Origin of the sequence: Thermonema lapsum (assembly GCF_011761635.1) — a bacterium.
Taxonomy (GTDB): Bacteria; Bacteroidota; Bacteroidia; order Cytophagales; family Thermonemataceae; genus Thermonema; species Thermonema lapsum.
This window is the reverse complement of sequence record NZ_JAASRN010000001.1, coordinates 179,865-194,365: the sequence shown is the minus strand read 5'-3', so window position 1 is coordinate 194,365 and position 14,501 is coordinate 179,865. Positions and strand designations below refer to the sequence as shown.

Below are 14,501 nucleotides of genomic sequence, written 5' to 3'. Positions count from 1 at the left end.
TTTTCGGTTTAACGTTCTACAATACGGGGAAGTGGGTCGGTCTCTGCGCCATACTTCACCATCAAATCACGGATTTGCTCTTCGCCTAAGGTATTGGCATCTAAGTCCACTACCAACGCATATTTGTCGTCGGTAGTACGACGGTCAAACATAAATTCCTTCTTGCCGGGTCCCATATTGTTCGACACCAAGAAGGTGGCTACCATACCCAATGCCGAAATGAGCACTGTCAATTCGAAAGTAACAGGCACCATGGTCGGAATGGCTACAAAGTTCTTACCCCCGATAATCATGGGCCAATCAATACCCATGGTGTAGATGATAAGCGTAATTGCAGAGAGCGTACCCAAAGCACCAAACAAAAAAGCGGCGATAGGAATGCGTGTACGCGGATGCCCTATGTAGGTGTCGATGTGGTGAATGGGATGGGGCGAGTACACCTCATATATTTTCACCCCATCGTTTTTCAGTTTTTTCACAGCATTCACCACTTTGTCTTCGTGGTCATAAATGCCCACTATGAAGCGCTCTTTGGTATGTCCTAAACGAGTATCTGCCATAATTTTTTTCGTTATAAGTCTTTCCCTTTATCGTACATAGGTGAAGCAGCTGCCACGACCCCTCCTTCTTTAAGATATTCGGTAGCCTTCGCTTTAGCTTTGATATCCGAAGAATTCAAGATGGTCTTCACCTCTGCCATATTGACAACCGGCAGGTACTTGGCAAACAAAAAGAAGCAAGTAAAGAAGATGCCAAAAGTGAAAAGGTAGTCACCCATGTCATAAAGTGTGGGGGAGAACATAGCCCAGCTCGAGGGAAGGAAATCACGGTGCAGCGAGGTAACAATAATCACAAAGCGCTCGAACCACATCCCGATATTCACCACGATAGACAGGAAGAAAGACCAAGCGATGCTCTGACGTATTTTCTTGAACCAGAACAATTGCGGTGAAATCACGTTGCAGGTCATCATCGACCAGTAAGCCCACCAATAAGGACCAAAAGCACGGTTCAAGAAAGCATAACGCTCGTATTCCACACCCGAATACCAAGCCATGAAAAACTCGGTAACGTAGGCAATCCCCACAATAGAGCCTGTCAAGATGATAATCTTGTTCATGTAGTCGATGTGGGTGATGGTAATATAATCTTCGAGCTTATACACTTTGCGGGTAATGAGCATCAGGGTTTGCACCATGGCAAAGCCCGAGAAGATAGCCCCTGCAACGAAGTAGGGCGGGAAGATGGTAGTATGCCAGCCGGGAATGAGCGAAGTGGCGAAGTCAAAACTCACGATGGTGTGTACAGAAAGCACCAGTGGTGTAGAAAGACCTGCCAGAATCAAGGCAACGTATTCGTAGCGCGCCCACACCTTGGCACCGCCTTCCCAGCCGAAAGCCAACAAGCCGTAGATGAAGGCAGCAATAGGACGGCGTTTTTTGCGTTTTTCACGACGCTCTTCGGGTGTATCGGTATCCAAGAGAGGATACTTTTCTAAAGTCAACTTGGCACGGTCACGAATGGTCGCTAAGTCAGGAATCAAGCCCACATACCAGAACACCAACGATACGGTCAAATAAGTAGAGATGGCGAACACGTCCCACACCAGCGGTGAGTGAAAGTTCACCCACAACGAACCATAGGTGTTGGGCAAAGGAAGCGCCCAGTGTGCCAGCCATGTGCGCCCCATGTGCATCAAGATAAAAGTACCAGCACAAATAACGGCAAAGATGGTCATGGCTTCGGCAGCACGGTTAATTGATGTTCTCCATTTCTGACGGAACAGCAGCAAAATGGCGGAAATCAACGTACCAGCGTGACCAATACCTACCCACCAGACGAAGTTGGTGATATCCCAAGCCCATCCGACGGTTTTGTTCAAGCCCCACATACCGATGCCGTACCACCAAGTGGAGGCAGCAGCATAGCCGCCTACTATAAGCATCATCAGCGACACACCGAAGGCAGCCAACCATGCTTTAGAGGGCTTCTCTTCCACCCGACGACAAATGTCCTCGGTGATGTCGTGCATGGTTTTGTGACCGGTTACCAACGGTTCACGAATTGGCGATGTTACCTGCATGGTTATTCTCAGTTTAAGTTAGTCTTTGTTACGAATTTTAGTTAAGTAAGTCACGTTCGGACGCACATTGTACTCTTCCAATACTTGGAAAGCACGCGGCTCGGTAATTTTAATGTCGCCGTTATCAAACTCTTTCAAGTTCAAGAGTTTGTAGATACGGCTTTCGGGGTCGTTCATATCACCGAAGACGATGGCGTCGGTAGGACAAGCCTGCTGGCAAGCGGTTTTGGCTTCGCCGTCACGCAGCTTGCGTCCTTCACGCTTGGCTTCCAGCTTAGCCAACTGGATACGCTGCACACAAAGCGAGCATTTTTCCATCACACCACGAGAGCGCACGGTTACATCGGGGTTCAACACCATGCGACCCAAGTCGGTTTGCGACATATAGTTCACCTCTTGGAAACGCTCGTCGTTGGTGTAGTTGAACCAGTTGAAGCGGCGCACTTTGTACGGACAGTTGTTGGCGCAATAGCGCGTACCGATGCAACGGTTGTAAGTCATCTGGTTGAGACCTTCCGAGCTGTGCGTAGTAGCCACTACCGGACACACCGTCTCGCAGGGCGCGTTGTTGCAATGCTGACACATCATAGGCTGGAAGACCACTTCTGGATCGTCTGCTGGGTCTTCCATCTTTTGATAGTTGGCATAGCTTTTATCTTCGGTATCGATGCTTTCATCGAAGCTGTAATAGCGGTCTATACGAATCCAGTGCATCTCGCGGCGGTTGATGATTTCATCCTTGCCCACCACCGGCACGTTGTTTTCGGTTTGGCAGCCAATCAAGCAGGCACTACAACCAATGCAGGAGTTGAGGTCGATGACCATACCCCACCAGTGATTCTTGCGGTAGGCAGTCTTTTCATGCCCTTTCCACAAAGTGATAAGGCGGGGGTTCAATTCTTCTGCTTTGTTTTCGGGAATGGTGCGGTTCACATTGACTTTCTCCCCTTCTATAGTAATAGCCGGGAAGAAGCGACCAGCTGCTGGGTCTTTTTGGTATTCTTTCAAGGTAGCCTCTTGCACAATCGGACGCGCCATAATGGTGTGGTGCGTTTGCGTTTGTGCAATCTGGTAAGTAGCACCAGTTTTTTCAATCGTCACTTGACGCTGCGCATAAACCAAAGCCCCTTCGACAACCCCCACAAAAGGATAAGCATTCTTACCGATGTTGTTGGCACAATTACCTGCTTTGGTGCGTCCATAACCCAAAGCGATGGCGATGGTACCGGGGGCTTGTCCGGGCTGAATCAATACAGGCAGTTCTACGCTATAACCATTGGCAGTTACCTTCACCACATCGCCCTGTTTCAGATTCTCTTGCTCGGCATAGCTCTTCGATACACACACGTAGTTATCCCACGTAGCTTTGGTGATGGGGTCAGGCAGTTCTTGCAACCAAGGGTTGTTTGCCATGGCACCACTGCCTATACCTACTTTTTGGTAAAGTACCAGCTCTACATTCTTGTTGTTGGCAATATAGCGGCGAGCTACGCTACTTCCGATTTCTTGCACATCGGCAGCAAAAGCGATTTTTTCGGCAACAGGCTCTTTAGCAGGCTCATACACACCGTCGTGTACGACCTTAGTCCAGAAGTCTTCGAAAGAGCCTTCGCCTTTGAACATATTTTTGCGCCAGTAGCCGCGCAGGAATTCGTAGAAGGAGATGCCCTCTTCTGCCCAAGTCAAGAAGCTGTCTTGTGCCTGACGGGTCTTAAAGAGCGGCATGATGGTAGGCTGAGCCAAGCTATAGAAGCCGGCACGCGGTTCTGCGTCGTTCCATGCTTCCAGATAATGATGGTCGGGGGTGATGAAACGACACAAAGAAGCGGTTTCATCTTCACGGTCAGCCGTTGATACAGTCAAAGCAATTTGGGGCAATGCTTTTGCCAGCTCGGCTCCCTTTGCATGGTCATATACGGGATTGGCATTGTAGAAGATGACTGCCGAAACATTGCCTTTCTTGGCATCTTCTACAAAACGCAGGAAGTCCTCGTCGTTGCCTTGTCTCACAAAAGAAGGACGGCTCAGGTCGAGGGTGTTTCCGTAGTTTTCTAATAAATAGTTGATAGCATTCACCAGCACTTGCACATCCGGGTCATTGGAGCCGGCTACCACCAAAGACTTGCCTTTGGCAGACAAGAGGTCTTTGACGGCTTTGTCGATATGCGGCACATTGATAGCAGGAGCCGCTACGGTGGGTGCCCCTACGGCTTTGGCTACGCCATTGTAAAGAGCTGCTACTACCAAGCCTTCTTGTGAAGGACGGATGCGACTGCGATAGTCGGCATTGGCGCCAGTCAGCGACAGAATAGTTTCAAACTGATAATGGCGCGACATGGTTTTCTTGTCGCCTCCCAGCTTACGGGTTTGCGCATATTGGCGTGCGTGCTCAATAGGCGACAACCAAGTGCCCAAGAAGTCAGCACCTACGCTTACAATTACTTCTGCTTTGCTGAAGTCGTAAGCAGGAAGCGCATATTTGCCAAATGAGCGCTCGTTGGCTTTCAGAATACCATAAGCCGACACGGCATCGTAGCTCACATGGCGGAAGAAAGGATACTTCTCAATGAACTTGGCAATCACGGCTTTGGTTGAGGGGCTCATCACGGTGTTGCTTACGATGTAAGCAGGCTTGCCGCTTTGAGCTGCCTGTTTCAAAGCGTCGATGATTTTTCGGTCTACGGCAGCCATGTCGGCATCTTTGCCGTTTTCCTTAAAGCCCTTCAAACGGGCAAGGTCATATAAACCCAGTACAGAAGCTTGCACACGGGCGCTGGTTCCTCCCTTAGTGATGGAGGAAAGCTCGTTGCCTTCGATTTTGATGGGGCGCCCCTCGCGAGTCTTCACCAAGATGCTGCAGTATTCGCCATCTTGCGCATAAGTCGATGCGTAGTAGTTAGGAATGCTGGGGTCAATCTCTTCGGGTTTATTCAAATAAGGAATGGCTTTTTTCACGGGCGCTTCGCAAGCAGCCAAAGAGGCAGCTGCTAAACTAAATCCCATGAATTTCAGAAAGTCGCGGCGGCTGGTAGTCAGTTCTTCGGCAGTAGGGAACTCAGGGAATTCGTCCTGCGACTTCTTCACGAAGTCGGTGTCGTTGGTCAACTCTTCCAGCCCTTTCCAATATATCTTTTGTTTTTCTTTCATATGTCTGTTGAGTTATGAAGACTTGATTGAAGAAAGAAGATTTTAATAGTGACACTTAGAGCATTCAAGACCGCCAATATCTTCTACGGTCATCGGCTTTTTGCCTGCATTGTTCTTGTGGAATTGCAGTAGGCGGTCATAGTAATCGTTGCCTTCGGCTTTCACTACAGTCTTGCGATGACAATCGATACACCAGCCCATAGTCAAGGGGGAACGCTGTTGCACTACTTCCATTTTCTCAACTTCGCCATGGCACTGCTGACATTCGATTTGTCCTACTTGCACGTGCTGAGCGTGGTTGAAGTAAACGAAATCCTGCAAGTTGTGCACGCGCACCCACTTGATAGGCTCGTTCTTCTCAATAGCGGCGTATATTTTTTGTATTTCAGGCGAACCACGCTTGATTTCGCCATGACAATTCATGCAAATGTTGGCAGAAGGGATATTGGCAGACTTACCTTTCCGCACGCCTGTATGACAATATTGGCAATCGATTTGGTACTTGCCAGCGTGCAATTTATGCGAGAAGGCAATGGGTTGAGTGGGTGCATAACCGGTTTGCACGCCTACATCCATAAGGCTGTCTATGCCTGCTTTGGCAACCACCAATAAGAAAAATACACCTACCATAGTAAGGAATGCCTTGCTGCGGAAAGGTGCGGTTAGGTCTATTTTCTCATTGACTACCTCTAAGTCTTCCTCGGGCAAGTTTTGGCTTTTCAAGAAACGGGTCAGTAGCGAAACAATCAACAACAGTACCGCCAGCACCAAAACCAAAACAATCACCAAACCTATCAAAATAGCTACCAGGTAAGACTGATTGATGCCGCTGCTTGCCTGTGCTGCTTCGCTTCCACCGGTTTGAGCAGTAACCTCGGCAGCCGCTTGCTGTTGTTGATTCTCAGCCGACTTCACATAAGCCAAGATGGCTTTGATGTCGTCGTCGCTGAGGTCCAGAAAAGAAGTCATCTGGGTTTGGTTGTACTCATTATAAACCTGCACGGCTATGGGGTCACCACTTTGAATAAGCGCCTGCGAGTTGCGAATCCATTTCAACAACCAAGGTAATTCTCGACGTTCCAAAACGCCTTTCAAACCGGGACCAATGACTACTTGTTCGGTAACGGCGTGGCATGATTGACAACGACCGACAAAGAGTTCTTTCCCTTTGGCAATCGTCGCCTCGCTCATATCCAAACCGGGTACTGCTTGTGGAGAGGCATTGTCCTGCGGGGCGGCTTCCTGAGCCCAAGCGGGACTCGAAAAAAGCATCACTATTAAGAAGATGCTTGCATAACAGATGCCTTTGAGCATCAGTCTGTTAGGTTTGTTCAGTAAGCGCATAACCTTTTGCTTATAAGTTAACGTTGCTTTCATCTGATTCTTCATCTCTGCAAAGTTAATATGGCTTTTTTTATTCACAAATGCCCTTTACGATTCAAATCGAGTGCTAAGTTCGCTTTTTTCTAAGTAATTTTCAATAAATCAAAAGCTTATATAAGTTTTCTTAAAATATTTAGATTCCTTCTAAATAAATAACTTTCAAAAACATCCCAAAGAGGATGCCACAGTAGCGCAGCCATGAATTCATGCGTTCAAAATTGTGAGTGCAGAAGGTTTTTTGGATTTTTGTAAAAATAACATAGTTGAAACCTGTTTGTTTATGCTCACGATACTTTTACTTATTCCGTTGGTAGTTTTGATTCTTTTGGGTGTTACCAGTCGCGAGCACTACCGTCTGCAACGCCTCTTGGTGCTCGTAGGGGTACTTATGCAAATGAGCGTTGCTCTTTTTTTATATGTTCATTACCCAGCATCAGGCAATGGCAAAACGCTCGCCTTTGAAGAACAATATGAATGGTTTCGAATGCAAGCTGGTGATTGGGGGATTATCCGCGCCGACTACCACGTAGGGCTCGACGGACTGAGCCTCAGCATGCTTATACTCACTGCAGTAGTGTTTTTGCTGGCATCGGTAGCCTCTTGGCAGGTGAAGGAAAAAAGCAAAGGATACTATGCCCTGTTTGCATTGCTGATGCTGAGCGTGCCGGCATGCTTCGTAGTACGTGATTATCTGGTGTTTTACGTCTTTTTTGAGTTCATGCTGCTGCCCATGTATTTTCTTATTGGGCTTTGGGGGGGGGAAAGGCGTGAGTATGCCGCTATCAAATTTTTTATTTACACACTCATAGGCTCTTTATTTATTCTCATTGTGTTTATCGGTGGCTTGGTTTATACCTTTGACCCAGTAGCTACCGCCATGGAAGCAGGACTTATTACCTCACCCGACGATTACAGTCCGTCGTTGCTTGACAAAGTGCAGGCGGTCGTGCGGCAGCAGCCCGAAGCCGTGGTGCATCGTTTCGACATTGCGCTGTTGTCCATGCCAGAGGCTTACATTGAAGGTAGTGTGTTGTCGGTGGGGCACTCCCTTCGTTTGTGGGCTTTTTGGCTACTGGTTATCGGTTTTTTGATTAAGCTACCGGCAGTTCCTTTTCACACTTGGCTGCCCGATGCACACGTAGAAGCACCCACTCCTATCTCTGTCATATTGGCGGGGGTGTTGTTGAAAGTGGGCGGTTATGGTCTTTTTCGATTTGCCATACCGATGTTTCCGGACTTGTGGCAGGCAAACAGTGAGTGGATGGCAGGCATTGCGGCAGTATCCATCATTTATGGTGCTATGAACGCCTTGGCTATGGATGATTTGAAGAAAATGATTGCTTATGCCTCGGTGTCTCATATGGGGTATGTGTTGTTGGGCGCCGCCTCGATGACCGAAGAGGGTTTGCAAGGGGCTATCTTTCAAATGATGAGCCATGGCGTGCTCTCTTCCGGTTTGTTTTTGTTGGCAGGTGTATTGTATGACCGCACCCATGACCGTCTTATTTCTCACTATGGGGGCTTGTGGCAACGCATGCCGCGCTTTAGTGTGTTTAGTTTCCTTGTTATGTTTGCTTCTTTGGGAATGCCTCTGTTTTCGGCTTTCATAGGCGAAGTATTCACCCTGCTGGGAGGGTTACGTTCGGCATGGGTGCACAAAGGCTGGGTAGCCGCAGCTGCCTTAGGTATCGTCCTTAGTGCAGCCTACTTTTTATGGTGCCTGCGCCGTATGTTTATGGGAGAATATTGGCTCGCACGTCCGGAGTACGACAAGCAACTGACAGACCTGAGCAAGCGGGAGTTTTTTCTATTGGGCTTGTGTGTAGTGCTTAGTGTATTTTGGGGGATTTATCCGGCTGTGCTGTTCGATATGGCGCAAGACAGTGTAGAGATGTTGCTGCGGCTCATAGGTTAAGTGGAAATAAAGGGTACAAAGGAAGTTTTATCCAATATCATTTCACAACAACTCTAACACAAATGCCCCTCACTTAAAAAGTAAGGGGCATTTGCGTAGGTATGACTACTTGACTTTTACAACACGCATTTGCGCAGAAAAATCACCACCAAACAAACCAAAAACATGATGATAGAAATACGGTTGATGCCGTGCATCATGCGTAGGTTAAAGCTGGTAGGGTATTTAGGGTCATGAGGGCGAAATACACGAATGAAATAGGCGGCTACCTCTCCGAGTTGAAAGAAATGCTTTAATTTACTCCACATAATTGTTTTTTTTTGAAGTTGCTATTTTAAGCAAAGTATTTCTCATCAAAAGATTTTGCTTCGCTACTCTACAGGTGCTGGGGGCTCTATCCAACGTCCATCTTCGCGTATGAGCTCAATAAGTGCTTCCACTGCTTGCTCGGAAGGCACGTTACGACGTACCACTTCTTTGCCTCGATACAGTGTTATCTTACCTTTGCCCGAGCCTACATAACCATAATCGGCGTCTGCCATCTCTCCCGGTCCGTTCACTATGCACCCCATGATACCTATCTTTACCCCCTTTAAGTGCTCGGTATGGCGGCGAATCATGGCGGTGGTCTCTTGCAGGTCAAAGAGGGTGCGCCCGCAGGAAGGGCAAGCAATGTATTCGGTTTTGGTGGTACGGGTTCGGCTTGCCTGCAAAATACCAAATGCCAGCTGGTTGAGTTGCTTCAACTCAAGCAACAGTGCCGCTTTGTCTTTATTTCCTGCTGGAGGGCGCAAAAATACTCCATCGCCCATGCCATCGAGCAATAAGCCACCCACATCTGTAGAAGCATAAAGGATAAGCTCCTCCCATGATTCTGTGTATTGGCGCTCCACGATAACCGGCACTTCTATGCCCCACTCCATCAGACGCAGAAAAGCACGGCGCAAGGCGGGCATAGCGTGCGTCCGCTCTGTGTAAAGCACCAGCACTATATTTTCATCTTGCAAGCGTCCGGGAGGGGTATCTACCTGCATAAGTTCATCGACCGACAAGCGCACGAAATTGCAAGTTGAATGCAAACGGCAATCTGCTTGCAGCCACTGGCTGAAAGGTATCAAAGGGAAGACATGGGGTGTTTCTGGCTCTTTTATCCATATCTCATGGTCTTGTATGGCTTTCAGCCCGTTGGGCAGCATGAAAGGCACCGCTTGTTTGCCTAAATAAACAAAGTCGGCACCGTCGTCTTTCATATGCCATTTGTCGGTAGCCGGCAGGTAGTAATGCCCTATAGACTTCAAATCAACAGGTTCTACGGCAACAAGGTGGCTGTAGTCGGCAATCACACGCGGCACTTGCTCGCCTCCTATGGAGCCAAGGCGGCGACTGCTGCGACGCTGATAAGCAAAGGGGTCATAAGAAAGCCGTATGACTTCGGGCAGGCTTGTTTCCTGCATGTTTGCACGCTTATGGTAGCGCTCCGCCAGTGCTTTTGCTACAGGTATTTCTTCCACAGGGTCTTCTGTAAGCGATACCCGTATAGTATCGCCCAGTCCGTCTTCGAGCAAAGCACCAATGCCCATGGCAGATTTGATGCGCCCATCTTCGCCATCGCCTGCCTCGGTTACACCCAAATGCAAGGGATAAGGTTGCATGCCTTCTTCTTCCATCTTTTGCACCAGCAAACGATAGGCTTGCACCATCACCTGCGGGTTGCTTGCCTTCATCGACAAGACGATATTATGGTAGTCGAACTCCTCGCAGATGCGTAAAAACTCCAACGCCGATTCCACCATACCCAAAGGGGTATCGCCATAGCGGCTCATGATGCGGTCAGACAAAGAACCGTGATTGGTACCTATGCGCATCGCTGTGCCGTATTCTTTGCATATTTTCACCAAAGGGATGAATTTCTTACGGATACGCTCCAGCTCTGCTTCATAGGCAGCATCGGTATAGTCTATGATTTCAAAGCGCTTTTTGTCGGCATAGTTGCCGGGGTTGATGCGCACCTTTTCCACAATACGCGCGGCTACTTCGGCAGCATTAGGGGTAAAATGTATGTCGGCAATCAAAGGGGTGGCATAGCCCCTGCGCTTAAGCTCCTTTTTTATGTTGGCTAAATTTTCTGCCTCTTTGATGCTGGGTGCGGTAATGCGCACATATTCACAGCCTGCTTCTATGAGACGTATGCACTCCTCCACCACTGCCCGGGTGTCCATGGTGTCGGCAGTAGTCATCGACTGCACCCGTATAGGATGCATGCTGCCCAAAGGGATATCCCCAATATGGACTTCCACGGTAGTACGACGCCGATAAGTGGTCATTGAAGGGCAATAGTATTTGGCGATGCTCAATTCCATAAGAAGCAGGATTTGGTATTTTTTTCTCTAACTACAAATTTAGAGAAAAGTTTTATAGTCGCTTTGCGTGGGCATAAGTTACCCAAAATGTTGTATTTGCCAACGCAGTTTTTTGCGATAAACCGACAAAATATTGGACTTGGATAAAAAACCTCTGTATTTGCCTGCTTCTGTCACTGGCAGATTCCATGCACCGGTAATATCAAACTTATCCATCACCTCCTCCATGCTTTCGCGTATATCTACGACTGCCGGTGGGGCATGCACCAAGTCAGCAATGAGCACTTTGTCGTAGATTTCCGGTTTAAATATGATGCCCCGCACATCATCCAACAAGATGAGCCCTTTCAAATAACCTTCTTTATCGACTACCGGAAATATATTGCGACGGCTTCTTGTAATGGCATCAACCAACTCACGCAGAGTCCCCTCATAAGGCACTGGCACACAGTCTCGCTCCAGCACTTGCCTGATAGCGATGCTATTCAAAATGGCTTTGTCCTTATCGGCAGGCAAATAAGCTCCTATCTTTTGAGCTTCCGACTGTATAGGCGACTCAGGCTGAAAAATGACTTTAGTAGCATAGGCAATGGCTGTAATCAACATCAAGGGTACGAAGTAACGGTAACCACCACTCAGCTCGGCTATCATGAAAATAGCTGTCAAAGGGGCATGAAAATACGCAGCCATAGAAGCAGCCATACCTATGAGTGTGAACATGACAACGGGCAGTTCTACCGGAAAATGCAACACATGATTGGCAAGATAAGCCATCAGGTAACCGGTGGTGCCTCCCAAAAAAAGCGTGGGGGCAAAAGCCCCCCCATTTCCCCCCGAGGCAATGGTCAACCAGGTAGCCAGTGGCTTTAGCAAAAGTACCAAAAACACAAGCAGGGCAATACCCCATCCGGGCGGCAGCCATTGCCCCCACCAACTGCGTTGCAAATATTCCATTTCATGGCGGTTAATCATGGCATCCAGCCATTCGAAGCCCTCACCATAGAGGGGTGGTAAGAACAGAATCAAAGCCCCCAAAAGAAAGATTTCTTCTAAGAAGAGTCGGTCTTTATACTGCTTTTTGCGCAATTCCCATTGCGTCATCTTTTTGGACATCCACATAAAATAGGCAGCCACCATACCACAAAAAATCCCTAAAATTACCAAAAAAGGGAGATGCACATAATCGAAGAGGGGCAGCCCTCCGCGGGGCGTCAACAATTCGTGTTCTACCAGTATCTTAGAAATGAGCGTGCTGGCAGTGGCAGAGATGAGCAAGGGCACTATAAAATTGGCATGCACATTAGCCATCAGCACCTCAAGGGCAAAAACTACCCCGCCGATAGGCGTTCCGAAAACCGCCGCAATGCCGGCAGCTGCACCACAAGCCGCCAATATGACGCGATAGGCGCTGTCTAAGTGAAACAGTCGGGCGAAAAAGCCTCCCCAGCTTGCGCCTGTCAATACGGTAGGCGCTTCCAATCCTGCCGAGCCCCCCAAGCCCACGGTCACAGCGCTGGTCAGTACATGAGCATAGCGGTGATAGCCCTCAAAGTCGCCCTTTCGTTTGCTGATGCCATACAGCACATAAGCCATTCCCTTTTGAAATTTACCATGAAACCACAGCCTCACATAAGTGCGTACCAATAAAATACCGATGATGGGAAAAATAAAATAAAGCGAGCTCATCCAACCGAAAGGTGCCTCTGCCAACAAGCTACTAATCCAGCGCGTGGTAAAGAGCAAAAAAGAAGCTACTAAACCCACCCCCAGCCCCAAAAGCACGCTCACGCCAATGACCAGCTGTCGGTCGCTGATATGCTGCAAGCGCCATTGCAGAAAGCGACGAAACAGCCAACGGACGCGCAAACGCCACTTTCTCAACCATTTGGAAGTTTTCGGCATGGTTTTCAGCTTTTATTTCGTAAATTTGCGCAACAAAACCACGAGGCGTGTTCTTGTGAGCTCAAATGTAAGGACAAAAAGATGATTCTGACAAAAGACAACAAGCTAAAAAACATCATCATGGTGGGCGACCGGGTGCTTATCAAACCCAAGGTCACTCAAGAACGCACCGAGAGTGGTCTGTATTTGCCACCCGGAGTGCAGGAAAAAGAAAAAGTACAAAGTGGCTATGTCATTAAAGTAGGTCCTGGCTATCCGGTGCCCCTACCCCCAGACATCGAAGACGAGCCATGGAAAGAAGTGGACGAACGTGTACGCTACATTCCACTGCAAGTAAAGGAAGGAGACTTTGTGCTCTTCTTACAAAAAGGTGCCGTGGAAATACAATATGAGGGCGAGCGTTATTATATCGTGCCACAGCATTCCATTCTCATGATTGAGCGCGACGAAGACCTCTTCAATTAAAACGAAGCTACCCCTTGGGGGTAGCTTTTTTTAGTACAGAAAAAACGCCTACCAAGGCACTATTTTTGAGACTTCTAAGAGCAACACAAATTCAGGCAGACCTATGACCCAAGCAGACAAACTAACCCCTTCCATCGGCATCACCCTTGACCGTTTCATCAAACAAAAGCAAGATGAATTTCCCTTTGCTACGGGTGAGCTATCGCAGCTGCTGCGTGACATAGCCCTCGCCGGTAAAATCATTCACTGGGAAGTAAATCGTGCCGGTTTGGCAAACATTACGGGCAGCTATGGCAACTACAACGTACAGGGCGAAGAGCAGCAAAAGCTGGATGTAGTTGCCAATGTGCGCTTTATCCGTGCCCTTCGTAACGGCGGTGAAGTATGCGGCATCATATCGGAAGAAGAAGACAGTTTTATAGACACCGGTAACCATCAAGGCAAATATGTAGTTGCTATTGACCCACTGGACGGCTCTTCCAATATCGATGTGAATGTGTCCATAGGTACTATTTTCTCCATATACCGCCGAGTGAGCCCGGTGGGCAGCCCGCCCATCATAGAGGACTTCTTACAGCCGGGCAATCGGCAAGTAGCCGCCGGCTATATCGTTTACGGCTCATCTACCATGCTCGTTTACACTACCGGCAAAGGCGTAAATGGCTTCACCTACGAGCAATCTATAGGGGAGTTTATCTTATCGCATCCCAGTATTAAAGTCCCCCAAGAAGGCAAGATATATTCTTGCAACGAAGGCAACTTGCTTGACTTCTCTGCGGGGGTGCAACATTTCATAGAGCAATGCCGTGAACAGCGTCTTTCGGCACGCTACATAGGTTCTTTGGTAGCCGACTTTCATCGCAACCTACTGAAAGGGGGTATTTTCTTGTATCCCTCTACCCAAAAAGCCCCCAACGGGAAATTGCGCCTGTTGTTTGAATGTAACCCTATGGCATTTCTCATGGAGCAAGCCGGTGGTATGGCTACCGACGGCAAGCGGCGCATCTTGGACATAGAGCCTAAGGAGATACACCAACGCACCCCTTTCTTCGTTGGTCCTCAAAACCTAATGGAGCGCTTAAATCAATGCTTTCAACAAGAGGAAGTAAACGCATAAAAAAACCGCGCTGTAAGCCACCCAAAGCCGCCTCAAAGAAAGGCGGCTTTGGGTTTTTCTTTTATTTGAGAGAAAATAGTACCGACGATTTCTCCATTTCAGCAGCACATCGAGTAGCAAGAGAAGCAG

The 14,501-nt window shown here is 48.2% G+C and carries 10 protein-coding genes; 3 read left to right on the top strand and 7 right to left on the bottom strand.

Features of this window, described 5'->3' with window-relative positions; all coding sequences use genetic code 11:
- Nucleotides 1-8: 8 nt before the first annotated feature.
- Genes FHS56_RS00775 through FHS56_RS00760 form a run of 4 tightly spaced genes read right to left on the bottom strand, consistent with a single transcriptional unit; the run spans nucleotide 9 to nucleotide 6,574 of the window.
- Nucleotides 9-560: a DUF3341 domain-containing protein gene (locus FHS56_RS00775; protein ID WP_166917986.1), complete on the bottom strand. Its 552-nt coding sequence runs from the start codon at nucleotides 558-560 to the stop codon at nucleotides 9-11.
- A gap of 11 nt (nucleotides 561-571) precedes the next feature.
- Entirely contained in the window at nucleotides 572-2,083 is a 1,512-nt protein-coding gene (gene nrfD, locus FHS56_RS00770) for an NrfD/PsrC family molybdoenzyme membrane anchor subunit (protein WP_166917985.1), read from the bottom strand.
- An 18-nt stretch (nucleotides 2,084-2,101) separates the two neighbouring features.
- Nucleotides 2,102-5,230: a TAT-variant-translocated molybdopterin oxidoreductase gene (locus FHS56_RS00765; RefSeq protein WP_166917984.1), complete on the bottom strand. Its 3,129-nt coding sequence runs from the start codon at nucleotides 5,228-5,230 to the stop codon at nucleotides 2,102-2,104.
- 42 nt (nucleotides 5,231-5,272) lie between these two features.
- Nucleotides 5,273-6,574, bottom strand: coding sequence for a c-type cytochrome (locus FHS56_RS00760; RefSeq protein WP_243844117.1), 1,302 nt, complete (start codon nucleotides 6,572-6,574; stop codon nucleotides 5,273-5,275).
- Between the two features lie 319 nt (nucleotides 6,575-6,893).
- Here FHS56_RS00760 and FHS56_RS00755 point away from each other — a divergent pair, with 319 nt between their 5' ends.
- Complete coding sequence (locus tag FHS56_RS00755; protein WP_166917982.1) at nucleotides 6,894-8,528, top strand: complex I subunit 4 family protein; 1,635 nt, start codon at nucleotides 6,894-6,896, stop codon at nucleotides 8,526-8,528.
- A gap of 116 nt (nucleotides 8,529-8,644) precedes the next feature.
- On the opposite strand, the gene FHS56_RS00750 is transcribed toward FHS56_RS00755, so the two are convergent.
- From FHS56_RS00750 to FHS56_RS00740, 3 genes are all read right to left on the bottom strand, one after another.
- Nucleotides 8,645-8,836 (bottom strand): DUF6728 family protein, encoded by a 192-nt coding sequence (locus FHS56_RS00750; protein WP_208409602.1) that lies wholly within the window; start codon nucleotides 8,834-8,836, stop codon nucleotides 8,645-8,647.
- A 63-nt stretch (nucleotides 8,837-8,899) separates the two neighbouring features.
- Nucleotides 8,900-10,888, bottom strand: a complete 1,989-nt coding sequence (ispG, locus tag FHS56_RS00745; protein ID WP_208409601.1) for a (E)-4-hydroxy-3-methylbut-2-enyl-diphosphate synthase — start codon at nucleotides 10,886-10,888, stop codon at nucleotides 8,900-8,902.
- A gap of 78 nt (nucleotides 10,889-10,966) precedes the next feature.
- Complete coding sequence (locus tag FHS56_RS00740) at nucleotides 10,967-12,769, bottom strand: chloride channel protein (RefSeq protein WP_166917981.1); 1,803 nt, start codon at nucleotides 12,767-12,769, stop codon at nucleotides 10,967-10,969.
- Nucleotides 12,770-12,871: 102 nt separating this feature from the next.
- On the opposite strand from FHS56_RS00740, the gene FHS56_RS00735 reads away from it, so the two are divergent.
- Together FHS56_RS00735 and fbp are read left to right on the top strand one after the other, a co-directional pair.
- A complete protein-coding gene (locus FHS56_RS00735) occupies nucleotides 12,872-13,255 on the top strand; it encodes a co-chaperone GroES (protein ID WP_166917980.1) in 384 nt (127 codons plus the stop codon).
- Nucleotides 13,256-13,358: 103 nt separating this feature from the next.
- Nucleotides 13,359-14,372: a class 1 fructose-bisphosphatase gene (gene fbp / locus FHS56_RS00730; RefSeq protein ID WP_166917979.1), complete on the top strand. Its 1,014-nt coding sequence runs from the start codon at nucleotides 13,359-13,361 to the stop codon at nucleotides 14,370-14,372.
- The last annotated feature ends 129 nt before the right edge of the window (nucleotides 14,373-14,501 follow it).

What these genes read in the sequence shown, in the direction of transcription:
- ispG (WP_208409601.1), bottom strand. Translation starts at nt 10,888, where the DNA reads ATGGAATTGAGCATCGCCAAATACTATTGCCCTTCAATGACCACTTAT.
- FHS56_RS00750 (WP_208409602.1), bottom strand. Translation starts at nt 8,836, where the DNA reads ATGTGGAGTAAATTAAAGCATTTCTTTCAACTCGGAGAGGTAGCCGCC.
- FHS56_RS00735 (WP_166917980.1), top strand. Translation starts at nt 12,872, where the DNA reads ATGATTCTGACAAAAGACAACAAGCTAAAAAACATCATCATGGTGGGC.
- FHS56_RS00760 (WP_243844117.1), bottom strand. Translation starts at nt 6,574, where the DNA reads ATGCGCTTACTGAACAAACCTAACAGACTGATGCTCAAAGGCATCTGT.
- FHS56_RS00755 (WP_166917982.1), top strand. Translation starts at nt 6,894, where the DNA reads ATGCTCACGATACTTTTACTTATTCCGTTGGTAGTTTTGATTCTTTTG.
- FHS56_RS00765 (WP_166917984.1), bottom strand. Translation starts at nt 5,230, where the DNA reads ATGAAAGAAAAACAAAAGATATATTGGAAAGGGCTGGAAGAGTTGACC.
- FHS56_RS00775 (WP_166917986.1), bottom strand. Translation starts at nt 560, where the DNA reads ATGGCAGATACTCGTTTAGGACATACCAAAGAGCGCTTCATAGTGGGC.
- nrfD (WP_166917985.1), bottom strand. Translation starts at nt 2,083, where the DNA reads ATGCAGGTAACATCGCCAATTCGTGAACCGTTGGTAACCGGTCACAAA.
- fbp (WP_166917979.1), top strand. Translation starts at nt 13,359, where the DNA reads ATGACCCAAGCAGACAAACTAACCCCTTCCATCGGCATCACCCTTGAC.